At 39.3% G+C, this 24,449-nt stretch carries 20 protein-coding genes; all 20 read right to left on the bottom strand.

The window, feature by feature from the left end:
- Positions 1–74: 74 nt before the first annotated feature.
- The 20 genes from SANK73390_RS05190 to SANK73390_RS05095 all read right to left on the bottom strand — a co-directional run bounded on the left by SANK73390_RS05190 (position 75) and on the right by SANK73390_RS05095 (position 24,437).
- Positions 75–1,904: a hypothetical protein gene (locus SANK73390_RS05190; RefSeq protein WP_462764385.1), complete on the bottom strand. Its 1,830-nt coding sequence runs from the start codon at positions 1,902–1,904 to the stop codon at positions 75–77.
- 4 nt (positions 1,905–1,908) lie between these two features.
- Positions 1,909–3,315, bottom strand: a complete 1,407-nt coding sequence (locus SANK73390_RS05185) for a lipopolysaccharide biosynthesis protein (RefSeq protein WP_462764384.1) — start codon at positions 3,313–3,315, stop codon at positions 1,909–1,911.
- Positions 3,316–3,318: 3 nt separating this feature from the next.
- Positions 3,319–3,903 carry a formyltransferase family protein gene (locus SANK73390_RS05180; protein ID WP_462764383.1) on the bottom strand — a complete coding sequence of 195 codons (585 nt, stop codon included), beginning with the start codon at positions 3,901–3,903 and terminating at the stop codon, positions 3,319–3,321.
- Positions 3,900–5,084: a DegT/DnrJ/EryC1/StrS family aminotransferase gene (locus tag SANK73390_RS05175; RefSeq protein WP_462764382.1), complete on the bottom strand. Its 1,185-nt coding sequence runs from the start codon at positions 5,082–5,084 to the stop codon at positions 3,900–3,902. The genes SANK73390_RS05180 and SANK73390_RS05175 overlap by 4 nt, the downstream gene beginning before the upstream one ends.
- On the bottom strand, positions 5,074–6,624 hold the full coding sequence (locus tag SANK73390_RS05170; protein ID WP_462764380.1) for a hypothetical protein: 1,551 nt from the start codon (positions 6,622–6,624) through the stop codon (positions 5,074–5,076). Before SANK73390_RS05170 ends, SANK73390_RS05175 begins: the two co-directional genes overlap by 11 nt.
- Before the next feature lie 3 nt (positions 6,625–6,627).
- Entirely contained in the window at positions 6,628–7,935 is a 1,308-nt protein-coding gene (locus SANK73390_RS05165) for a polysaccharide deacetylase family protein (protein ID WP_462764378.1), read from the bottom strand.
- A 23-nt stretch (positions 7,936–7,958) separates the two neighbouring features.
- Positions 7,959–9,851, bottom strand: coding sequence for an asparagine synthase (glutamine-hydrolyzing) (gene asnB, locus SANK73390_RS05160; protein WP_462764376.1), 1,893 nt, complete (start codon positions 9,849–9,851; stop codon positions 7,959–7,961).
- 1 nt (position 9,852) lies between these two features.
- A complete protein-coding gene (locus SANK73390_RS05155; protein WP_462764375.1) occupies positions 9,853–10,644 on the bottom strand; it encodes a glycosyltransferase in 792 nt (263 codons plus the stop codon).
- A gap of 24 nt (positions 10,645–10,668) precedes the next feature.
- A complete protein-coding gene (locus SANK73390_RS05150) occupies positions 10,669–11,736 on the bottom strand; it encodes a DegT/DnrJ/EryC1/StrS family aminotransferase (RefSeq protein ID WP_462764373.1) in 1,068 nt (355 codons plus the stop codon).
- A 20-nt stretch (positions 11,737–11,756) separates the two neighbouring features.
- The gene (locus tag SANK73390_RS05145) at positions 11,757–12,332 is read right to left on the bottom strand and encodes an acyltransferase (protein WP_462764370.1); all 576 of its coding nucleotides are present in this window, start codon (positions 12,330–12,332) and stop codon (positions 11,757–11,759) included.
- 3 nt (positions 12,333–12,335) lie between these two features.
- A complete protein-coding gene (locus tag SANK73390_RS05140) occupies positions 12,336–13,292 on the bottom strand; it encodes a Gfo/Idh/MocA family oxidoreductase (RefSeq protein ID WP_462764368.1) in 957 nt (318 codons plus the stop codon).
- A 1-nt stretch (position 13,293) separates the two neighbouring features.
- Positions 13,294–14,373 carry a non-hydrolyzing UDP-N-acetylglucosamine 2-epimerase gene (gene wecB, locus SANK73390_RS05135; protein WP_462764365.1) on the bottom strand — a complete coding sequence of 360 codons (1,080 nt, stop codon included), beginning with the start codon at positions 14,371–14,373 and terminating at the stop codon, positions 13,294–13,296.
- A 5-nt stretch (positions 14,374–14,378) separates the two neighbouring features.
- The gene (locus SANK73390_RS05130; protein ID WP_462764362.1) at positions 14,379–15,656 is read right to left on the bottom strand and encodes a nucleotide sugar dehydrogenase; all 1,278 of its coding nucleotides are present in this window, start codon (positions 15,654–15,656) and stop codon (positions 14,379–14,381) included.
- The gene (gene wecC, locus SANK73390_RS05125) at positions 15,653–16,918 is read right to left on the bottom strand and encodes a UDP-N-acetyl-D-mannosamine dehydrogenase (protein ID WP_462764359.1); all 1,266 of its coding nucleotides are present in this window, start codon (positions 16,916–16,918) and stop codon (positions 15,653–15,655) included. Before wecC ends, SANK73390_RS05130 begins: the two co-directional genes overlap by 4 nt.
- Before the next feature lie 38 nt (positions 16,919–16,956).
- Positions 16,957–18,075 (bottom strand): non-hydrolyzing UDP-N-acetylglucosamine 2-epimerase, encoded by a 1,119-nt coding sequence (gene wecB, locus SANK73390_RS05120; RefSeq protein ID WP_462764356.1) that lies wholly within the window; start codon positions 18,073–18,075, stop codon positions 16,957–16,959.
- A gap of 282 nt (positions 18,076–18,357) precedes the next feature.
- Positions 18,358–20,592, bottom strand: coding sequence for a polysaccharide biosynthesis tyrosine autokinase (locus tag SANK73390_RS05115; RefSeq protein ID WP_462764353.1), 2,235 nt, complete (start codon positions 20,590–20,592; stop codon positions 18,358–18,360).
- A 14-nt stretch (positions 20,593–20,606) separates the two neighbouring features.
- Entirely contained in the window at positions 20,607–21,041 is a 435-nt protein-coding gene (locus SANK73390_RS05110) for a low molecular weight protein-tyrosine-phosphatase (protein WP_462764350.1), read from the bottom strand.
- 11 nt (positions 21,042–21,052) lie between these two features.
- Positions 21,053–22,168: a polysaccharide export protein gene (locus SANK73390_RS05105; protein ID WP_462764347.1), complete on the bottom strand. Its 1,116-nt coding sequence runs from the start codon at positions 22,166–22,168 to the stop codon at positions 21,053–21,055.
- 444 nt (positions 22,169–22,612) lie between these two features.
- The gene (gene rfaH / locus SANK73390_RS05100; protein WP_462764344.1) at positions 22,613–23,092 is read right to left on the bottom strand and encodes a transcription/translation regulatory transformer protein RfaH; all 480 of its coding nucleotides are present in this window, start codon (positions 23,090–23,092) and stop codon (positions 22,613–22,615) included.
- A gap of 178 nt (positions 23,093–23,270) precedes the next feature.
- Complete coding sequence (locus tag SANK73390_RS05095; protein WP_462764428.1) at positions 23,271–24,437, bottom strand: nucleotide sugar dehydrogenase; 1,167 nt, start codon at positions 24,435–24,437, stop codon at positions 23,271–23,273.
- Positions 24,438–24,449 lie beyond the last annotated feature (12 nt).

Genomic DNA, 24,449 nt, shown 5'->3' with positions numbered 1-24,449 from the left:
ATACAATAATTATCAATAAAGCTTATTTAATCCAGCTTACTAAAATATATAAGTCCTAGCTTTTTATTCATTCGTTATATCAAAGCTTTTTCACATGAAATTATATATTTCTCCCCCTCTACAAGCTCTGCTTTGCAAAGTGTAAAGTCTTTACCTTTGACAAAGTATTCCACCATACTTACTGCCTTTGAACCATCTGCCTGGCGAATATTTAAGTAGCTATAGAAGGAAAATGGTAAAATAAATTCACCACTAGTCGGCGCAATGAATTCGATATTGCTACCGAAAATTACGAAGTCCAAACAGTCAAAATTAGACTTTAAAACAATAACATTGATATCATCAGAACTAAACTGTGACTGCCCCTCGAAGTGCGCATTCTCACCACAAAGACTGAACATTTCATGTTTAATAAGCAATTCAGCACACTCTGCATCAAATGTGACTAGATACTTCACTTGCAATAGCTGAAACAGATCTTCCATTTCATTTAACTGCTCTATTGAAGCGCCTTTAACAAACTGTTCCGTTGTAAGTTTTGTAATATCATCAGACTGCATAGTGCCATAGCAATCATTCACTTGCGTAACTCTTTTCTCTAGAAGGCTAAATCTCAGTGTTTCAACTTGCTTTCTGAATTTAGAGGCTCTCAAACGACGCTCGGTTAAAATAACTACACGACTATTTTCAGGGATACTATCAAATGCTCTATTCAAAGGCTCTTCTCTATAATCTGATGTTTTTAATAAAGATGACAGCGTGAAAATCTCCCAAAATATGGATGCTACTTCTTTAATATTTCCCTCATTTATGCTCTTGAAAATATGAGGCCTTTTGGGAATACAAAAGACTTTAAATAGGTAGATAAGCCCAGCTAACAGCCCCTCGGTACTTTGAAACAGGATGGCGACACCAATGGCATGGGATACAAACAGAATCATAAAGCTTTGTAAATCATTAAGGTATATTAATCGCCAATTTACATAATAAAGTGCAGCTACAGGCCCCAAAAAGATAGCCAGATACCACACAGGCAGATCTGCACTTAAAATAGAGAAGTATAGTGACGCAGCCAAAATCAAGTAACTCAGCCATTCCTGGCTAAAATCAAACCAGCCTCTTTTCCAAAGCCCTTTTTGCTCATTCCCAATCACTGATAAATATTTTGTTTTGATCATAAAGCTAAGACGCAATGCCAACTTTATAACACCTGGTAAACACAATAAAACAAAGTAGACCACATCTAATAAACCGTATTGTTCATTTATTACTTGGAATAAAAATGATGAAACCATAGTAGTAAGTGCAACGAGGAAAGCTGAAGGCGCGTTAACACAGGCAAGTGCAGACCAAAGTACGGCTGCAAATAAAGGCGTATCACTGAAAGCAAAATATGCTAAAGGCGGGACTAAAAACCACCAAAAAATCTCAGGCTTTCCAAGCAAGGTGAAGATCTGTGATATTAAAGGGGAAAAAAATAGTAATGCAGAAGCGACTAAAATCGTTGTCACCTCATACTGACCTGTGCTAGCAAGTAAGACTGTAACTGCACCTACCCATAAAACTCGCCCTAAAATGGCAAGCCTTAGCTGGCCTACTACTTCTGTTAAAAGGTAAGTAACGTAGTTGTTGTATGCTCGAGAAGCCAATGACAACCCGATTCCGTCATCCCAGCTGTACCCTGCTCGATTAAAATCTTTAAAGTCGTAGGCTAGTTTGTTGTACCAAGTCCTGAAAGCAGCATCGACCTCTGAAAAGGCATAGTATTTATTTCTATCCCCCAACACTACTTTGAGCAGGTTTATAAGATTAAAAGGGGCTAGTAAGATTGAAAATATGAAGTAAAAAAAGCCGACAACAAAATAAACAACTTCAAGGATGCTTTTTTTCAAAAAAGTGAACATATTATTACCCTTTAATAACCTTTGCCATTTTAAAAACCTTTCTTGCAGAAAAAACCGAAAGAAATATATACCCGAGCGATAAAAGCACGGATATAGGCATAGTCAAAACAAACAACCCTGAAAGATGAAATGAAACAAATACAGAACTGACAACCAGAAGAGCTATCAAAAAATTATTTGCGTAGAAATTCCAGAACCTATTAGAAACAATAATTGATAGCAAGCACCAAACGAATGAAGATAATACCGTTGCAAAAGCGGCGCCTATCAGGCCAAATTTAGGTATCAAAACCACATTTAACATTACGTTAACTATCAGGCCAAAAATCATCAAAATGGTATTTATGTAAGTTCTTTCAGATTTCCATATGCCTATACCACCAATTAGGAAATATCCGTAAATAACTGCTTCTATACATAAAATAACAGCTACTTTCTCTGCTCCTGCATAATTGCTATCTCCGAAGTACTCTACGAGCAGAGGAATTATGTAAGCCGCACAAACCAAACCAAATGATGCTACCAGGACGTAAAATATTGAAATCATACGAAATACATCTTTACCTTCAGGTGTATTAAGTACTTTTAAACCATAAGGCCACCAAGCTTTTCTAAAAACATCAATCGCTAGTTTGAACGCGAGAGCTACTTTAGCTCCCAAAGCAAACACCCCGAGATATTCAGGCTCAAGATAAAAGTTTACCATCCACCTATCTAAGCTTGTAATGAGGTACATTGATATGCTCGCAGGAAGTAGTGGTAGTGAAAACTTTAGTGACTTATAGAGGATCCGTTTATCAAAACGTCCTTTTAAAATCCACTCTTTGCCCATAAAAATAGCACAAAGATAAGTCATTGCTATCCCAATAAATAAACCTTGGAAGTACCCTTGTATTCCTAAGTCCATATATACAGCTAGTACTATTGAAAAGCCTTGGTTTAGTGCAACCTGCAAGTTAACCAATAGCACATAAGGAATTGGCTTAAACATCAACCTTAAAACTTCATTCAGCTGAGTAAAAAGCTGGGTAAACAGAGAAAAAAGAAAGGCATAAATCAATAACTCTTGTTTATCACCATCTATTCCTATTAATTCCGCCAATGTAACTGAAAACAAGACACTGACAGCAACAACAAGTGCACCGTTAACCAATCGAGTATAGAAAATCGTTTTAACAACGTTCTCTTTCTGGTGTTTATACTTAAAAAAGTAAAATGACTGACCAGAATCCAACCCCAAGCCCATAAGTACTTGCAAAAGCGCACAAAACGTCAAAACGAGTTCTAATTGTCCATAATCAGTTGGTGAAAAATAGCCTATTAATATTGGCACCAATAAAAATGCCAGCGCTTTTGGCGCAATCGTACCAACACCATAAACTACAGAGTCTTTGAGTAGGCTAGATAACAACTATCACCTTCCAGCGTAATGTTGAACAGTTCTTTTTAATAGGTCAATTCCCGCGTCATAAGCAATCTCTTCATTTTTAAAATATGAATAAGACTCTCTCATTTGGTAAGGTTCAACATCCATTACCTCACCTTCATCAATTTTCGTGGTCACTTTATGTAACGTTGCTTCTTGTTCATAGCTCTTTGCAGTAATTGCACGATGAATACTGGCAATACCACCAAAATCAGGGATCCGAGCACAGTGTATGTTGAGAATATTTTTAACACTGCCAATCACTTTTTTATTTACAATCAGGCCGGCTCTAAACAGTATTACGTTGGTTTCTTCATCTACCAATTTAAGTAGACACTTATTTGTCGTAAGTTCTTCATACTCTTCATTAAGAGTGGTATTTTTTCGCAAGAAATTTGCAAATGCCATTTTAAAAATAGCAGCAATAGGCAGAATCCCTCTCTTAACCAACTTAAGTGTACGACTTGAATTTGTGCATCCATCAAGTACTACTTTTATATTTTCTGGCAGACTTAATTCGTTGAGCGCTTTTCTACCGATTTTATCGTTTCCGACAACTAAAACTACTTTCATTTTATAAACCTAATATCTTCAACTAGCGGAAAATTAATACAATGCTGAGCATAGAAATCACTGTGAGGTGTCTCAACACTTCTATACTTTTTATAGGCCGTCATTTCAGGTATTGAGTATTCTATCAATACCCCTAGTTGAATATTTGCATTTCGATATTTCTCGACCCATGCATTCCTGTCTTCAACTACTGCCACCAAATGGCTAAACGTAGCCCCCTCTGAATTTTCAACAAACTTTAAAGTAACATCACCTTGGTAGCGATCAATTATTGATGTAGCACGCTCAACTCTCTTAGCGACAAGTTGTTTATATTTACCGAGTTGAACCTTGCCAACTCTGGCTTCTACTGGCTCAGGCATTTGGTCCCAATCGCTCGGAAAGTCTATAACACCATCTTCGTAGTACTTCACAAATCTATCAAGGATCCCTTTTTTCTCGAGCCAATTTACAAAAGAGTAAACTGGGGGGAAAAAAGCTACATTCACAGCGATAAAGTATACCACCCTGAACAGTGTTTTAGGCAGACCCACACTTTTCAGGTTTTCTATGCGCCACTGTTTTAGTTTGATATCCGTCTGTTCGTTGTTTGTCGTTACTACACCACCAAAAATAGAGTTTATTAATTTGCTTATGTTGCAGCCAAAAATTGCAGCATCTCCAAATTTAGTTACTAGTTCACCTTTCCAGCGCGCTCCATAACTGTGCGCACAGTCCTGAATGACATAAACTTTATGACCATATTTTTCAGAGGCTCTACGTGCAATTTCATCTACTGCATGAACGTCCATTGGATAGCCAAATAAATGAGTTGCCACAATCGCCCTTGTTCTTGGCGTTATTGCTTTTTCTATGCCCTCTATAGACATATTAAAGCCTCCTTCCTCACAGTCGACGAAAACAGGGACATTACCAGAAAGTACAATGGCATTTGGTACTACTACACAGGTATAAGCCGGGCAAATAACTTCATCGTTCTCTAAACCCCAAACCTTAAAAAGGGCAAATAGCCCGGATCGACCGTGCGCAAACATGGTTGCATGTAAGCATTCAAACTCACCGGCAAACTGATTCTCATATGCAGAAATGGCTTTTTTCGAATCGAAAAAGTTAAATAAAACACACCATTCCTTAAAACCATATTTAGGTTTAAGACGAGGTATTAAAAACTTACTTTTCACTTGTATCTTGCCTCTGCCAGTAACCTTTGCTTGCCATGTGTATTGCGACAAATTGTGAGACATTGATTGACTTCAAGGTTTCTTTGCCTTCAATGCTATCATCGACACTTCCTGTTTCATTAAAATAAATTGTCCGCTCTAGTGTCGCAACTGTTTTTGTGCTACCTGTAATCAACAGTTTAACCAATATTTTCTTGAGATGTTCTCTCAATAAGTAACTTCTCATCACGGTGATATTCAAACCTCTAAGTACAAACATTTTTAAGGGTGAGAAACGCCTTTTTGCTACTGGTTGCATAGATGATAAAATTGTTACGCAGCTTCCCGAAAGTTCATATGTATTTTCTTTATTATAACTTTGTGAGCTATATAACTTTCCAGACGAAGATTTACAGATAACACCGTCGCTTCTCAAAACGAGGTTTTTATCTTTAAATTGATAAACTACGCCTCCCTTATATAAGGAGACGATGCTATATAAGCTTGGACGTTTGTCCACAATAAGCCCAGCTTCTTGAAAATGATGCTGAAAATCGCTTTCTGATTCAAAAGGTAATTGCGAAGAACTGTTATGTTTAGCACCTTTACTATAGTGTGCAGCAGCCCAGCAATAGGAATTAAAAGCTGGTATCAAATTTGGTTCATCTATAGCATCTAGTGTAACCACATTGTTATTCGCAATATGCTGACGCATAAACTGAGAAATCGCAGCTGATGGTTCAGAAAATTCGCTCAAATATTCAAAACCAGACGGATAGTAAAACCGGGTATTGCGGCTTCCATAGGTGCCACCAAAAGAGCCATCAGGATGAACAAAGTGTTGAATAAACTCAACAGACTTTATCAAAGAAGCTTTCAATGCTTCATCTTTAGTGGTGTTAAACACATCACATAGATAATAAGTACACAGTGATTGATAGCCAGGGTCTGCACCTTCGTACTCTAAATACCACCCTTCTTGCGACTGCTTAGAAAGAATACGTGTAAGGATCTCCTTACCCCTACTCACCCCCTCTTCACCAGTGAGTTTGCTCCACTTAACCAACGCGGCAACGGCAGTGGCTAAATGGTTAGAAATAAAAGCATGATTTTCATCTGCAGAGTGCAAATAGCGTATCATGGGGCGAATAATCGCATAGTAATCTTTTAACTTTGAAGCCTCAAAGCGACTTCCGAGTAACTCAATAGCGGTCAGTAAGTCATATGCAACGAGCGCAGTTACACAAAAAGATCCCTCATACGGAAATGCCTCTTCCAAACTACCATCAGCACGAGTTAGTTCTTTAGCACCAATCAACATGGCATCTATGAGTCTTAGAACAGCCTTCTCGCTTAGGTAGTCTGGCAAAATGCCCGCTTCGGTCAAGCGAGCTAATCCGTGTCCGGCTCCTTGAAACGTCCCATTGCCAAAATCGATCAACCCCCACGCCCAATGAAACCGATCACCAAAACCAAATGTTTCGGATGTTTCATCTATATCAAAAAGCGCTAAAACTCTTGGTAAACTGCGTTCAACGGCAGATAAGTATACATTTTCCATTATTTATGCGCGCTCTCTTAGCACTTGTAATAGTGTTCTATAGCCATTTTCCCAGCCATAATCGTTACCCAAGGTATGAGGATGCCAGATAACACTTACCGTGCCACCAACGCCTGTAACCTCATCAACCATTTTTATGATCGTTTCTTTTCTTTCAGCTTCGGTCAATGCATTGTAGTCATACAAGTGAGAGTCCATCAGTACCATAGGTAACACACTAAAACCGGACTCAAAACGACTGTCTAAAGCTTTTAAATCAAATGCTAAAGCAAGCCCATTCCTAAACCCTATTCGGTCATTAAAGCCCAAAGTTGTGTCTTCTTTAAAACCAGCTTTGTACTGTTCAAGCCAAGTTTCGCCGAACGAGAAACGCAGCCAATGTTGGCGACATGTTTCAATCGGCCGATTTAAAGCTTCGCTTACTTTAGCTTGCTGCTTATGCATAAGCTCACTATCGTGCCAAGCTTTAAACGACTGATGTAAACCAAATTCATAGTTATGCGCTTCAAGTGCTATAAGAGCATCTACCAAGTTGGTATTTCTTACATCATAAGATGGGTCGATTAAAAGCTCCTTGAAAGAACGTTGGTAACCCAGATCTCCGCCATAAATATTTATAATTTTGCGGCTGATCAGTGGGCTATTAGTTCCGTCATTCAACTTGTCCAAGTAAAAGTAAGACTCTGTTCTAAAGAAAAACGCAATAGCTTTTGCAATTGTATTTGTGAACTGAGTGATTTTTAAACCTTTAAGCGCTTTTAGCGCATTGAACGTATGAAATGCAGTTTGCTTAAACCGAATTGCTTTTGTCTTACTTATAGCATCGAGATCATGAGTGACTAACACTGCAGGAACTGGCTTCGGCCCATTTTTAATCACGGATTTTTGAGCTAAATGGTTCGTCCAACAGTACAGGAACATAGCAATACGATTGACCCACGCATGTTTCCACATTCTTTCATCCCAACCAGAAAGTTTAAAGCTGTAAGAGTGTATAGGGCCATGCTGCTTTTCGAACTCTCTCTCTGCCAAACAGTTAGTAAACCAGTGAATAACATACCACCAGTCAACATCTTGCCACGAGGCTTCTGCTGATGCGACTTCAGCAGGCACCAATATTTGGCCATCAACTCCGCAGTGTTGGGCCCAAGCTGGTAATTTTATTGCCGTCAGCTCGACGGGCAATATTACTTCGTGTTTTTTATCTTGATGAACTGGTAACTTTTCAATCAAATCAGCATTGTCTCCCCAATAGCCACAAAGTAGTTGGAGAGCAAATTCTTTGATTTCTTGGTTTTGTATTATTTCCATATCTAAGTAATTTGTTAGCTAAACTAGGAATCAATATATGCTTGGTGCCAAAGCTCTAAGCTTAGTATTCCCCAAAGCTGTCTAGATCCAACCCCTCCCATTGAAGAGATGTTCTTTAGCACTTCTTTTTTGTATATACCGCGCTCAAGGCTCTTCTTGGACAATAGTGTATCTAAAACAAAATCACGAACAATACCGCCATTCATCCACTCCTGAAGAGGGACTGGGAAGCCCATTTTATCTTTTCTGTTAAATACTTTTTCTGGTAAGTGAGGCCTAACTACAGTGTTGAGTACAGCCTTTGTTTTCCCACCTTTGAACTTCATCGCAGGAGGAATTGTGCCTACTAGATCTGTAATTCTAGGGTCAAGTAGAGGTACTCGTGATTCAATTGAAGACGCCATGCTAACTCGATCTTCAACGTGTAACAATGCTGGTAACAACGTTTTCAGATCAAAGTGCGACATTTTATTAATGTATGATTTTGATTCAATTGAATTAAATACTTTGCAGAAATCCTCATAGCACTGCTCTCTACTAAATGAACGAGTCATATCTGAAGACAATATTTTATGGCTATCTGGGCTACGATCAATTAAGGCGAAATAACGCTCTGACATATTTCCAAACAAACCAGCGCTCCAGAATTTAGAAAGCATAGGTTTATACCTTTCTAATAGCTTAAGATTATTTGACATTTCATTCAATGAGATAGCATGTATACCTTCAGAAGTATCACCAAAAATTGAGCTTTTCAGGCTCTGCTCTAGATAAGCAACTAAATATCGCGCGTAGCCACCAAAAATTTCATCTCCACCTTGACCGCCTAGAATAACTTTCACATGCTCAGAAGCGACTTTACTTACCATATATTGAGGGAATACACCCGGCCCAGCAACAGGTTCATCAAGCGAATAAATAATTTTGGGAAGTAATTCAACAAAATCTTCAGCACTAGGCACGACATCATGCATTATACCGCCAATTTGCGAGCTTACAGCTTGGGCATACTCTGACTCATCATATTGTGGGCCTTCAGCAAAGCGTCCAGTAAATACCGGCATACCTCGTTTCAAAACTCTAGCTGCATATGATGCGATCGAACTTGAATCCAAGCCGCCTGATAGGTAAGCACCCAACGGGACATCACTTCGAACTTGAAGCTTTAAACTATCGTGTAGAAGATGTTCAAGGTTTTCTACAAAGTACTGCTCCGTGTGCTCATGGTCCACATCATATGATGGAGTCCAATACTGTACCTGTTCAGTGATCTTCGCAGCATTACCTTTGAGGTAATATCCAGGCTCTACTTTTCGGACATTTTCAAATAATGTCTCTTCACCTAAACAAAACTGGAAAGTAAAGTAATGATTTAAACCTTTTTGATTGATCTGGTTTTGATACCCTTCAATCGCACCAAGCGCTTTAATTTCAGATGCAAAGAAAAGAGCATCGTTGCCTTGTTGGTATAAATAAACCGGTTTAATGCCAAAGTGGTCTCTGGCCATAATCCAATCACCAGTATGTGTATCAAGAAAACAAAATGCAAACATACCATTTAGTTTCTTGATCGCACTTTCACGTTCAACAATCAATAACTGAAGTAAAACTTCAGTATCAGAATGAGTCGTAAATTGAACCCCAGCTTGGATCAAGCTAACACGCAGCTCAATATAATTGTATACCTCTCCATTAAACACTAAGACATATCTGCCACATGAGCTAATCATAGGCTGTTGACCATGTTCAACATCAATGATTGACAACCTTGAATGCCCTAATACGCCATAGTCACTTCGAAACACCCCTGAACCATCGGGGCCCCTGTGATGTAAGCGAGATACCATTTTATCAACAGTATCAGTAGTTTGTAACGGATGTCCAATGTTAGATAAAAAACCAGCAATTCCGCACATACTATCCCTTATTAAATGACTTATACTTCGCTTTGTACGCGCGACGCCAGCCGCCAAATGGCCAGTGGTACAACAGAGCCATCGTTAAATAACCCCAAGTTGTAACACTACTTACCATTTTACTTTCGCTGACTTTTTGGTCATATCGAAGCATGAACGGTACTTCACCAAACTTAGCATCAATTAACTTCAGTTTTACTAGTTTCTCGAGTGTACATGTAAAGCCAAGTCCCTTAAGTTGGACAAAATCATTGCCATAAAATGCAATAGCGGACTGGATAATGCTCGCCTTATAAGCCCTAAATCCACAAGAGTATTCTTTTAACCCAGGGATTGGGAAAAATACCTTCATGAATAAATTCGCTGAACGACTGATGAAAGCGCGATAACCACTAACACCTTTTTGCCCACCGCCTGGCTCAAAGCGTGAAGCAATAACAACATCATATCCTTCACGAACTTTATTGACCATGCTTGGGATAATCTCAGGCTCGTGAGTATCATCACAATCTAAACGAATGATAATATCATCAGCTTTTGTTATTGATGCAGCTTTTTCAAACAAATCACGAGCTGTCTCACCTAATCCTCTATTTATTTCATGAATAATAACTTCGAGGGGGAGTGATTTGCTATATTCGTTCAAAAGCTCTAATGTTCGATCTGAGCTCCCATCATCACAAACAAGAACTTTAACGTCTTCATCAGTACTATTAATGTACGCTTCGATCTTCGGCATTAAAACAGGTAAAGATTCTTCTTCGTTATACGCTGGTAACATGATTAAAATCATAGTTCATTTCCTATGGGAGTATGGCTATTTTAAATACGGGTGCACTGGTAAGCTAAACACAGAACTTGCTAAACGCTCTGCTACCGGGAAGTCTCCTTCCTGATACCCTAACACTTTAAATGCGGTTTGTTGGTGCATACACGTACCGTAGTAAACCATTGTCGGAATACCTTGTGCTTTATACTTGGCCATTTCTGCATCTCTGTCTTCTGCCATAAGCGTATACTGTGCCCATGAGCTGAGATAGCCCTCTGGTACAACTGGCGTTTTGTACGTGTCTTTTAATTCTGCCGTGTACTTTTCTGCCGCTTTGTTGCGGTTAATCAACTCTTGCGGGAATGCTGCTAGTTTTTCAAGTAAAACCGCAGCTTGAATGGTATCTAGGCGTGAGTTCATGCCGATACGTATGTTATCGTATTTGTCTTTACCCTTACCATGAACACGATATGATTTTAATAGCTCTGCATATTGATCATTATTTGTGAATAATGCACCGCCATCTCCGTAGCAGCCTAATGGTTTTGCTGGAAAGAAGCTAGTTGTAGCAATATCACCAAATGACCCTGCACGCTTGCCATTGATTTCTCCCCCAAAACCTTGCGCCGCATCTTCAATGATTTTTAAATCATATTTATCTGCAATTTTTCTAAGCGCTGGGTAATCTGCTGGCAAACCAAATAAATCAACTGCAATAATCGCTTTTGGTTTTAATTTGCCTTCTGTGATTACGGCTTCAATGCGTTTTTCTAAATCTGTTGGGCAAATGTTGAATGTATCTTCGTTAGAATCAACAAACACAGGGGTTGCACCTTCAAACGCGATTGTTTCAGCTGTGGCGAAGAAAGTAAACGCCGGACAAAAAACCGCATCACCCTCTTTAACATCTAGCACCATAAGGGCTAGAGTCAGTGCGTCTGTACCATTGGCACAGCTTACTGTGTGCTTGACACCAACATATTCTGATAGTTTTTCTTCAAGCTCTTGCACTTCTGGCCCCATGATATATTTACCATGGTTTAAAACTGCGTGAATACGAGTGTCAATTTTTTCTTTTAAGTGCTGATATTGCGCAGCTAAATCTATAAATTGCATTTAATAATTACTTCTACGAATTATTTAATTGAAACAAAGCCATTTTCTAACTGATATTGCTCACCTGTGTGCTCACAAGTTGCAGTACCATTCCCTTCGAGTGGCAAATTAAGTTGCTCACCATACTTACTGATCCAGCCAATCTGTTTTGCAGGTACACCGACCATTAAGGCAAATGGCTTTACGTCATTATTAATGACAGCACCTGCGCCAATTAATGAATATTCTCCAATTGTAACACCACATACAACCGTGCAGTTAGCACCTAAAGTTGCGCCACGTTTTACTAGGGTGTCTCGATACTCAGTTTTACGCTCAATAAATGAACGGGGGTTGTAGACATTTGTAAAAACCATACTTGGACCACAAAATACATCATCTTCAAGGTATACGTTGTCGTACACCGATACGTTATTTTGTATTTTTACATTGTTGCCAATAATTACTTTATTACCTACAAATACGTTTTGACCTAACGAGCAGCTCTCACCGATCTGCGCTTCACCGCATACATGCACAAAATGCCATACACATGTGTTTGCACCAATTTTTGCGCCTTCATCAACAATAGCGCTATCATGTACATGGTAGTTCATAGATTAAAGTACCTTGTTTAAAAGTGGGTGTGCCTTTTCGCCTGCTGCGACAATGTCTTGCACTCGAATGTTTTCAACCGTTTCAATTGCAATACGGTTTTCATCGATGCCAAAACCATTGCCTACCAGCACATTTTGATAGCTTTGGGTATGCAAGTCCGTGAAACCTCCGGAGAACTCAAGTTCTTCGGTGTTATCTCCATCATTAATGGTGATACTGCGGTAAGTCAACTTCTCACCTTTTACGGCATTTTCAGGTAGGTTATTTGCGTCAATTGATAAGAACCATTTAACACGTGCTCGTTCATACTGAAGAAAGCCACTTGCAGTCTTCTCATCTCTAAAGTGAATTTCGTTATGTTTCAACTCACCGAAAATAAAATGCAACATATCGTAGAAATGCACGCCAATATTGGTCGCCACCCCACCAGATTTGTGGTCAAAGCCTTTCCAAGATTTCATGTACCACTTACCACGTGAAGTCATGTATGTTAAGTCAACATCAAATACTTTATCGAGCGGAGCAGACGCAACTTTTTCTTTTAGAGCAATAATTGATGGGTGTAAACGTAACTGCAGAATTGAATTCACTTTTGCGCCGTATTTTTGCTCATAGTCTTTCAGAATATCCATATCTTCTGAATGCAATACTAACGGCTTTTCACAAATGACATCTATACCATTCTTAAGTGCATACTTCATATGTGGTGCATGAAGGTAATTTGGGCTACAAATTGAAATGTAGTCAAGCTTATTACCTTTTAGTGCTTGGTCTTCTACAAAAGCAGTAAAATCTTCAAACTCTGTAAAAAATTCAGCATTAGGAAAATGGCTATCCATAATACCAACAGAGTCATTTATATCCATTGCGACAACTAAGTTATTACCCGTCTGTTTAATTGCTTTTAAGTGTCTTGGAGCTATATATCCAGCAGCGCCTATTAATGCAAAATTCTTCATGCTAGTTACATCCACCTTTTAATAAATAACTAATAATTTCCTCGGCACAGTGCCCATTTCCATAAAATGGAATAGAAAAATCTATCTCTGTTGATTTAGCCTTACCATAACTAGCTAATATTTTGGTCTTTTCAACCCCTACCAAATGATTGCTGCCGTGGTCAACAAGCTCTACCCATTCAGTCTCATCACGTGTAACCAAGCATGGCTTATCAAAGAAATACGCTTCTTTTTGTACACCACCGCTATCACTTACTACGAGGCTACAGTGTTGAAGTAGGTACACCATTTCTAGATACCCTACGGGCTCTAAGATAATGAAATCAACAGCTATATCATTAGCGTCTAAAATGGCTTTAGTACGCGGATGCAGAGGCACAACCACAGCTTCTGACTGGTGGATTTCATTTAAAGATTCAACCAATGATTTCAAACGTGACAGGTCATTAGTGTTTTCAGCACGATGAATCGTACCTAAAACAAACTTACCGGACTGAACACTAGAAGGTAGCTCAGAAGGTTTTTGGCTTCGCTGAGCATAAAACTTAGCTGCATCAAGCATGACATCTCCCACCACTGGCAGGTAGTTAACATCATTAATATAGCCTTCCTTCAACAGATTCTGCTTAGCTAATTGAGTTGGACAGAATAAGATTTTACTTAGTTTATCTGTCAAGATTCTATTTTGCTCTTCAGGCATGCGCATATTGAAGCTGCGTAAACCGGCCTCCACATGTGCAACTTTGATATGTAATTTTGACGCAGCAAGCGCTCCTGCTAAAGTAGAATTGGTATCACCATAAACCAGCACCCAATCAGGCTGCTCTTGAAGCAAAACTTTTTCTATCTTCTCTAGCATCCTACCCGTCATAGCACCATGACTTAATGATGCTATCTCTAATTGGTAATCTGGCTTTGGAATATCCATCTGCTCGAAAAAAACATCACTCATATTAGCATCAAAATGTTGCCCAGTATGAACAATAATTTCTTCTAAATCGCCATGCTTTTGTATTGCTCGACTCACTACTGCAGCCTTGATAAACTGCGGCCTAGCACCTATCACCGTGACTATTTTCATAGCAATTACAACCTAATATCAGCTTCTGATGACTTTAATACATGCTTAACATCGTACAGTACATGGTTTTCTTTACCAAACGAACGCAATTTTTTCTCACCCATTTTTTTAAACTCTGAGTGATCTACGGCAAGTACAATACCATCGTATTTGCTTCCTTCTAACTCAGTAATTAAGTCAATGCCGTATTCGCGCTTAACTTCTTTAGGCTTAGCCCAGTTATCGTACACATCTACCGACATATTGAAGTCTTGTAATTCTTTAACTATATCGATGATTTTAGTGTTACGAACATCAGGACAGTCACCTTTAAAAGTGAAACCAAGAATAAGCACTTTCGCTTCATCAATGTGAACTTTCTTACTGGCTAACTTTTTAACTAGCTGAGTCGCAACATACTCACCCATGCCATCGTTAATCCGGCGACCAGAAAGTATAACCTCTGGGCGATAACCTACTTCCTGTGCTTTGTGCGTAAGGTAATAAGGATCAACACTAATGCAGTGACCTCCCACTAATCCTGGCTTGAACTTTAGAAAATTCCATTTTGTGCCTGCAGCATTTAGTACTTCTTCTGTATCAATATCTAAGCGATTAAAGATTTTTGCAAACTCATTGATAATCGCGATATTTAAATCACGCTGTGTATTTTCAATTACCTTTGCCGCTTCAGCTACTTTAATTGAACTCGCTTTGTGTGTACCCGCTTCAATAATTGAGCCGTACAGAGCATCAACAAAATCAGTAACTTCAGGTGTTGAACCTGAGGTGATTTTCATGATTTTTGCTAGGGTATTTACTTTATCACCTGGATTGATACGCTCTGGTGAATAACCCGCAAAAAAGTCTTCATTAAATTTCAAACCTGACACTTTTTCAATGATCGGTAAGCAAACCTCTTCTGTCGCACCTGGATAAACTGTAGATTCATAAATTACGACATCACCTTTTTCTATAAATTCGCCCAGCATTTTCGACGCTTTTTGTAATGGTCTTAAATCAGGTGTATTGCTGTCGTCAATTGGAGTCGGCACTGTAACAATGTAAACCGTACTATCGGCAAGTTCACTTTTATTACTTGCAAAACGAAGTGATGTCGCTGCTTGCAACACTTCATCTAACACTTCCAATGTTGAATCATGGCCAGATTGCAGCTCTTCCACCCGTGCTGAGTTAATGTCAAAACCTAGTATATTAAATTTCTTTGATAACTCAACCGCCAGCGGTAGACCAACATAACCCAAGCCAATGATGGCAATTCGAGTATCCCTGCTTAATTTCATTGCCAAACCCCCTTTGTATCAACGATCAAGCCCTTCGGGGCTCCTATTTGTTTAAACTGAATATGATCAACTAACATTACGTGAATATCCGCTTTATGAATTGCAGACTCCAGTTTAGCTAATCTAACATTGCCTAAATTTTCTTGAACGCAATTCAAGTTAGGCTCTACTGCTAAAATTGGCCCTTGATGTATTTCCGAAATACTTTGCACAATTTGCATCGCGGGGCTTTCTCGTAAATCATCGATATCAGGCTTAAATGTCAAGCCATAACAACCAACTGTGACATCTGTAACTGTTTTACCAGGATTATTTTGTAAGAAATCAGAAATAGCCAATTTCACTTTATCTATAACCCACTCAGGTTTTGAATCATTTACTCTGCGTGCTGTATGAATGATCTGCGCTTCACTAGGTGTCTTACTTACTATAAACCACGGATCTACTGCTATACAGTGCCCACCAACTCCAGGGCCTGGCTTCAAAATATTAATTCGAGGATGACGATTAGCCAAAGAGATAAGCTCCCACACATCGATGTCTAGCTTATCGCAGATAATAGATAACTCGTTTGCAAAAGCGATTTGCACATCTCGACACGAGTTTTCTGTTAGTTTTGCCATTTCAGCAGTACGAGCATTAGTAATTACACATTCGCCTTGTACAAATGTTTTATATAGCTCTACAGCTCGGGCCGAGCACTTTGCCGTCATGCCACCAATTACACGGTCGTTCTCTACCAACTCACGTACTACATGGCCGGGTAAGACACGCTCTGGGCAGTGAGCAATATTTATGTCAGCATTTACTCCCGCGTGCTGCGGGAAGCTTAAATCAGGGCGAGCCGCGGCTAACCAATCTGCCATTTGCTCAGTAGCACCAACTGGCGAGGTAGATTCAAGAATAACTAAATCTCCTTTCTTTAGTACTGGCGTAATTGCTTCACTAGCTTTATGAATATATGTTAAATCGGGTTCTGGAATTTGTGAGTCGTTATTTTTAAAAGGAGTCGGCACCGCAATTAAAAAGGCATCGGCTTGCTCTGGTGATTGCGTTGCTTTGAGATAACCTTCTTTTACCGCAGCGTGAACTATCATATCTAGCTCAGGTTCAACGATATGGATTTCACCTCGATTGATTGTGTCGACGGCATGCTGATTAACATCTACACCGATCACTTTCTTTTTACGAGAGGCAAACATCGCTGCAGTTGGTAATCCTATATAGCCTAAACCAATCACTGAAATTGTATTAAATGACATACTTTCCCTTTGGAAACCTTGAGGTTAAAACTTATTTGTTATTTTTTAGCTAAAATATCACAGATTCTTTTACATGCGCTTCCATCACCATAAGGGTTATGGGCTCTGCTCATTTGCTCGTAGCTTTTCTCATTAGTTAGCAGTTTATCTAAAGAAGAGGTGATTGCTGCGACATCAGTTCCTACTAACTTTACTGTCCCAGCTTTTACAGCTTCAGGTCTTTCTGTTGTATCGCGCATAACCAAAACTGGCTTGCCTAAGCTTGGAGCCTCTTCTTGAATACCACCAGAATCGGTTAAAATAACACGTGCTCTATTCATTAAATAGACAAAAGGCAAATATTGCTGAGGCTCTATTAAGTAAACATTGTCTATAGCGCTTAAAATGCGATTAACTGGCTCTTGCACATTTGGATTTAAATGCACAGGATATAGGATTTGACAGTCTGGGTGCACTTTTGCAGTCTTAGCCAGAGCTTCACAAATACGCTCAAATCCACCGCCAAAGCTTTCTCTTCGGTGACCTGTAACTAAGATAAGCTTTTTGCTCTCATCCAACATGGGGAATTGTGCAGCTAGAGTATTGCTTAGATCAGAGTCTGTTTCTATTTGATGCTTAACCATTAGCAAAGCATCGATCACTGTGTTACCCGTAACAAATATATTTTCATCAAGGTAATTTTCAACTAGCAAGTTTTGTTTAGAGGTCTCAGTGGGAGCAAAGTGGTACCTGGTAAGCGCCCCTGTAAGCTTGCGGTTTGCTTCTTCTGGCCATGGAGAGTATATATTGCCTGTACGTAAGCCAGCTTCAACATGACCAACTGATATTTGCTCATAATAAGCCGCTAAGCTTGCAGCAAATGTTGTTGCAGTATCGCCATGCACTAAGACCACATCTGGTTTAAACTCTTTAAGTACTGGAGTAAGCTCTAATAAAATTCGGCTTGTCACCTCTGGTAACGTCTGCCCGGCTTTCATTAGGTTTAGATCATAGTCAGGGGTAATTTTGAATAACTCTAATACTTGGTCCAGCATTTCTCTGTGCTGCGCGGTAACACATACTTTGGCATCAAAGCGTGCATCTTGCTTTAGAGCGTGTACTAAAGGAGCCATTTTAATTGCTTCTGGCCTTGTGCCGAATACTGTAAGTACTTTCACAGAGTGTCCCTTTTATTTTTTCTGCGGGTTTATTTAGAAATGCTGATTGGATTTTAGGAAGCTTTTACTTGTCTTGTTCAGCGTTCTTATTCATTAAGCCCTGCACCTTCGTGCAGAGCTCTTATTTTGCGAGTTAAATTTGTTCCAGCGTAACCTTGATTATTCTTTCACCAATCGCAACATAATACCACTTTAAACATGTTGAATTGTTATGTTGCAACAAATCCTACTTGTACTGTGTGTCACAATAAAGACTCACCTTTTAGGTCGCGACATAACCTGCTATGTTTTATCTGATTTGTACTCGTAGTTGTAGTACCCGTAATAGCCGTAGGCATTACTCGATTTACGAACCACACCATTGAATACAACACCTTTCACATCAATACCGTTTTGCTCAAATCTATTGCGAGTAATTTCAAGCTCTTTTGCATGGTTTTGACCAAAACGGGTAACTAACAATGTAGTTCCTGCGTGCGTACCAACAATAGCGGGATCTGTAACGGCTAAAATTGGCGGTGTATCCACAATAACTAGGTCGTACATTTTACTCACTTCACTAATTAGTTTGCTAAAGTTTTCATGCATTAATAGCTCTGATGGGTTTGGTGGTATTTGGCCTCGGGTCATGATATCTAAACTATCAACTTGTGTATGTTTGATAGTATCAGCTAGGTTTAGTCGCCCCGAAAGGTAGTCACTTAGGCCACTGTCCCACTTCATGCCGAACTGAGTTTGCAAATAACCTTTGCGCATATCGCCGTCTATGACAAGTACTTTCTTCCCGCTTTGCGCTAAAACAGTAGCAAGGTTCACCGTAATAAATGACTTACCAACACCAGGGCTTGGGCCTGATATTGCAATTACATTGTTCTTTGCCTCTAGCATAGCAAAGTGCAGGCTAGTACGCAGGCTACGTAATGCCTCAACAGAAAGGTCTGCAGGGTTATCAATGGCTAATATTGATTTTGCTTTTGCGGTTTTACCTTTACGAGCTTTGGCAAAACCAGTGAGCTTTACTTGATAATCAGAAAATGGCACGCTGGCATAAACAGGCATGCCTAATGCTTCTATCTCACCTGGGTCTTCAATACCTTTGTGTAATGCTTTTTGAATAAGTACGATAGCAACTGCTAACATACCACCCAACATAGTTGCCATTACAACAATGAGTGCTTTTTTTGGCTTAACAGGCTGGGTAGTATTTACCTCTGCATAGTCAACAATACGTACGTTACCGACGGTACCTGCACGAACAATGTCTAGCTCTTGTGTTTTAGCTAGTAGAAGCGTATATATTTCGTTATTTACCTCTACATCACGCCTCAAACGTAGTAACTCACGCTGCGTCTCCGGTAGCCCTTGCACTTCACCAGCCAAGTCATTGCGTTGGCGTTTAACTGTCTCAATTTGCTCAACAACGCCTCGGTATGCAGGGTGTTCACGTTTAAATTTACGCCCAAGCTCTAAACGTTTTAAATCCAGCTCTTGCAACTTAGTTTCTAATATTACTATCTGCTCGAGTACTGCTTGTGTTTCTAAACTAATATCAATTGACTCTTGACGTATTTGATATTCATTAAACGCTTTTTCTGCTCTTTCAAGGTTACGTTTAACATCAGGCAATTGCACCTCTAAAAACTCTAAAGACTGCTGTGCTTCTGCACTATTACGCTCTACATTTCTGCGAACATAAATGCTCGCCACCTTATCAAGAACCTTCTCAGCATATGCTGGGCCTTTATCTTGTAAGGCAAGATTGATAATACCTGAGTCTTTACCTTTTTCAGACGCTGATATTGCGCCTTGCAAGTCAAGAATAGTTTGCAACCGATTGCGTTTAATAATTGAAAATTCAGTTTCAGGACGTGCTGTTAACGTTTTAATTGTTAATTCAAACTGACCAGCTTTAACCTCTTCCCCTACTTTACCCGCAAGAACCACTTCCCCGTTTGCATTTAATAAAGCAAAATTATCATCCGTTTGTGCTTGTAGAGTGAACTCTACTCCTTCTGTGCTTTTAGGTAATCTAAAACGGTGGATCTCGATCTGTTCACCTCCCCATGCATAAGAACTTGCTCCAAAGCTTGGTTCTGCTACTTCACCTTCGCTTTGTGGTACAAATTTACGGAAGCTGCGCCCCCCAAAAAGTGGGAAGAGTTTTGGCTCAACAACTATATCTAAGTTTATCGAGTCAACCGCCTCTCCAATCACGCTTCTTGATTTAAGTAGTTCAATTTCTGTTACCGCCGCAGAGGTGCTTTCAAACATGCCAGACATGTCATCAAAACCAGGAACTGAGCCGCCCTTTTCTTCTACTTGTACCATAGCGGTTGCTTGGTAAATTGGCGTACTAAATATCGCATACGCGACACCTAGTAACATAAATAAAGCCGTTACACTTAAAATGAACCACTTTTTATCAAGCAATGCTCCAAAAAGCACCATCAAGTCAATTTCTTGGGCGTCTTCTTTTTGTGTTTTTTGTGGAGAAATTAAATTTGGCTGCGCATTCATATACTCGCAATTCCTTATAAATACTTTTGCCAAGCGCTACAGGCGCTGTCGATAAGCTCGTACACGTGCTCAAATGCCTCTTTTGACTGGCGATATGGGTCTGGGATTTCTTTATCTCCAATCCACTTACCGAGCAAAAAGGTTTTTCCACGAGCTTGTGGGTAGCGGCTACATAGGTCATCTAGATGTCTATGCTCCATGACCAGAATTAAGCTATTTTGTGCAATTAGGGCACCATTTAGTTGACGGCCTTGGTGGGGGCTCATATCGATATTTTGTGCTTTAGTCAGTTGCTGTGCCATTGCATCTGCAGCTTTACCTTCCAAAGCAGTTAAACCTGCCGATGACACTTGAATATTTTTGCCCGAAAGTTTGCTTTTTAACACATACTCAGCGGTTGGGCTGCGGCAAATATTACCCGCACAAACTATTAATACACTATCAAACATGAGTGATCACACTATTGATTTTCGATATCTTGAATTGCATCCACAGTTGAAAGTGAGGGCAATAATAAACTAATAACTTTGTTCCAACGGGCCAATGGCGCACTAGTCACATAAACAATATCTTGAGCTTGCAACTCAAACTGCTCTGCAAGTACTAATGAGGCTACATTTTTGGCGTGCAACTGATACACATCTGCCAGTACCCCGTCCTTTTGCAAATCACGTTTGCGCAATACAAAAACGCCGTTCGCATCGGCTGTACGTTCATTAAAACCGCCGGCATCAGTCAGTGCCTCAGCAAGGCTCAAACCATAACGATTAACGTCTACTTTACCTGCTTTAATTACATCGCCAAGCACATATACATTACGTTTATCGTTGCGACTGATATGAACAATATCCCCATGTTGTAACAAACGGTTTTGTGATATATCGCCTTGTGAGTAAAAATCGTCAAGCTGAATAACTTCTGTTTTTTGACCACGGGTAAAAGTGACTGTTTCCCAATCTGCACTTTCCGTCAAGCCGCCGGCCTGATTAATGGCGTCAATGAGAGTGAAAGGCGTTTCAGTGATAGGGTATACACCTGGTTTAGTTACTTCACCAGTTACATAAGTTTTTTGGCTTTTAAAGCCAACAACTTTAACATCAACTTGAGGGTCTTCAATAACTCGGCTTAACCTTTTAGCCAACTCATCTCTAAGCTCTGTCACAGTTCTACCCGCTGCAGGTACTTTTGGTGCATACGCATAAGTAATAGTGCCATCTGCTTGCACGCGGAAACCATCAAATTCAGCGGTTCGTTGCACTGCGGCAGGAATTGTCAGCTCAGGGTGGTCCCACACTCCAATGGTTATCACATCTCCCACGCCTAGGCGATACTCATAGTCTGAGACATCAATACCCTTAAGCGCTGAACGTTCAAGCTCTTCTGCACGTTTTATTTTATGCTCTTGGACTAATTGAGAGTCGATAATGTGGATGTTTACTTTTTCTAAATCTCTTTCTAGATTAGCGGTTTGTTGTCCCGAGCCAATCCCTTCGAAGTGACCACCAGGAACAAGTGTGCAGCCACTCATTACTAATAAAAGGCTACTAGCAATGATAGTTTTACAGCGTAACGCCATTGTATTTTCCCAAAAAATTATAATCTATTCTTTTTATTGCTTTTTATTTATTAGCAACTAATTTAATTGGCTCAATTAAAACATGCGGGCTAGTTAATCGCAAGTAGCGAACACTTCAACCCAAAGGCACTGCTAGAACAAAAAGTCGTTCTTTAAACATGTACTCATTTAAATTAAGGTTATAAATAAGCTCATATTTTACAATATAGCGATGAGCATATATAGACGCAGAAACAAGCTCAGAATGATAACCTCAAGTTCAAGATAACAATCACTGATTTAGGTAAACAATCTGTAAGTAGAGGTCTAAACAAAGTTGTTACAATTCAATTTAGGCACGCTTCCGCCCTTAGGTTGCAGCTCCTAAATGCTGTTTTATTCGCTATTTTTTAGTTAAAGTTATTTTTTAAGCTATTAACGTATGTAAATCTCTAGTTCGCCAAATTAAGCTTGCTTTTTAAAAACACTATTCTCAGTAACAATCTGCACATCTTGGTTTAAAAGCTTAATAAGTAAAACACTTCTCGTATCACCATCAGCTTGCTGATAAATTGCTGTTATATTTTTATAGCAGCCATCAGTAAGCATAACTTTGTCTCCAAGTGCAAACTCACATAAATCCGTTGCCATGTTATTTTCACGAAGAGATTGAATTATCGGTTCAGGTACTTCTTGAATACGCTCTCCAAAGCGGACAAAATCAACAACCCCTCTCGTGTATTTTATTGCGGAAAAGTGTATAGAATATGAATCTAGATGAACAAAGATATATCTGGGGAACAAAGGCTGAGTAACAGCGCGTGATGATGTGGTTTTACGTCGCTTCAATGTTGGGAAAAACGCTTCGATCCCTTGCTGTGTTAAGTTGGCTAATGCTCTGCTTTCTTGTTTTGGTTTACAGTACACTAAATACCAATACTTCATTTGAACAGTCCATTTTCTTATTCGAGCTTAAACGCAACAGATTATACGTATATATAACGATGAGTCTAGTACTAGTAGCACCAATACATTTAAGTGACCAAAAAAGGTACAAAGCTAATACAAAATGATAGGTATAAGATAGCCTACACCGGCGAATAAAATCTCAGTTTAAAAAAAGCTAATCACAACCGAACAGGTCACGAGTGTAAACTTTATCTTTAACATCGCTTAATTCCTCAACCATTCGGTTTGAGACGATTACATCGCTCATCTGTTTAAACACTTCAAAATCAGATATCACTTGCGAATTAAAAAACAACTTTTCAGTTAACACCGGCTCGTATACAACTACATCTATACCTTTGGCTTTGATGCGTTTCATCACACCTTGAATAGATGAAGCTCTAAAATTATCTGAACCTGCTTTCATAATCAGCCGGTATATACCAACCACCTTTGGCTGCTTTTTTAAAATTGACTCAGCAATAAAATCTTTTCTAGTTGTATTTGCATCAACAATAGCTTGAATAATGTTGTTAGGTACATTTTGATAATTAGCTAAAAGCTGTTGCGTATCTTTTGGTAAGCAATAACCGCCATAACCAAAAGATGGGTTGTTATAATGATTACCAATTCTAGGATCAAGGCATACCCCTTCTATGATCTGCTTTGTATTCAAACCATGAGATTCGGCATAGCTATCTAATTCATTAAAATATGCTACGCGCATAGCTAAGTAAGTGTTAGAAAATAACTTGATCGCTTCAGCTTCTGTTGAGTCAGTAAAAAGCACTTCAATATCTTTTTTTATCGCCCCCTGCTGTAATAACTCTGCAAATAATCGCGCCCTTTCAGATCGCTCACCCACAATAATTCTAGAAGGGTGTAAATTATCGTAAAGCGCCTTACCCTCACGTAAAAATTCAGGTGAAAACATAATATTAGAAATACCTAACTGTTCAGAGAGTTGTTTTGTAAATCCTACAGGAACGGTCGACTTAATAACAATTACCGCATTTGGATTGTGCCTGTACACATCTGCAATAACAGATTCTACTGAATCAGTATTGAAATAATTTGTTTCTGGATCATAGTCAGTCGGAGTTGCAACTAAAACAAAACCTGCACCATGCAACGCACTTTTCAAGCAGGTAGTTGGGTTTAGGTTTAGTTCCCTATTTACTAAATAGTCACTAATCTGCGGATCAAAAACAGGCGATAAATCCTGTTTTAACTTTTCAATCCGAGCATGATCAATATCATATACACTTACTTCATTATATTGAGCTAATAAAACGGCATTAGATAAGCCCACATAGCCACAACCGATTACCGAGATTTTCAAATTATATTCCTT

The organism is Pseudoalteromonas sp. SANK 73390 (assembly GCF_054966645.1).
Note: the sequence above shows the minus strand (reverse complement) of the source record. Positions and strands in the feature narration are given on the sequence as shown.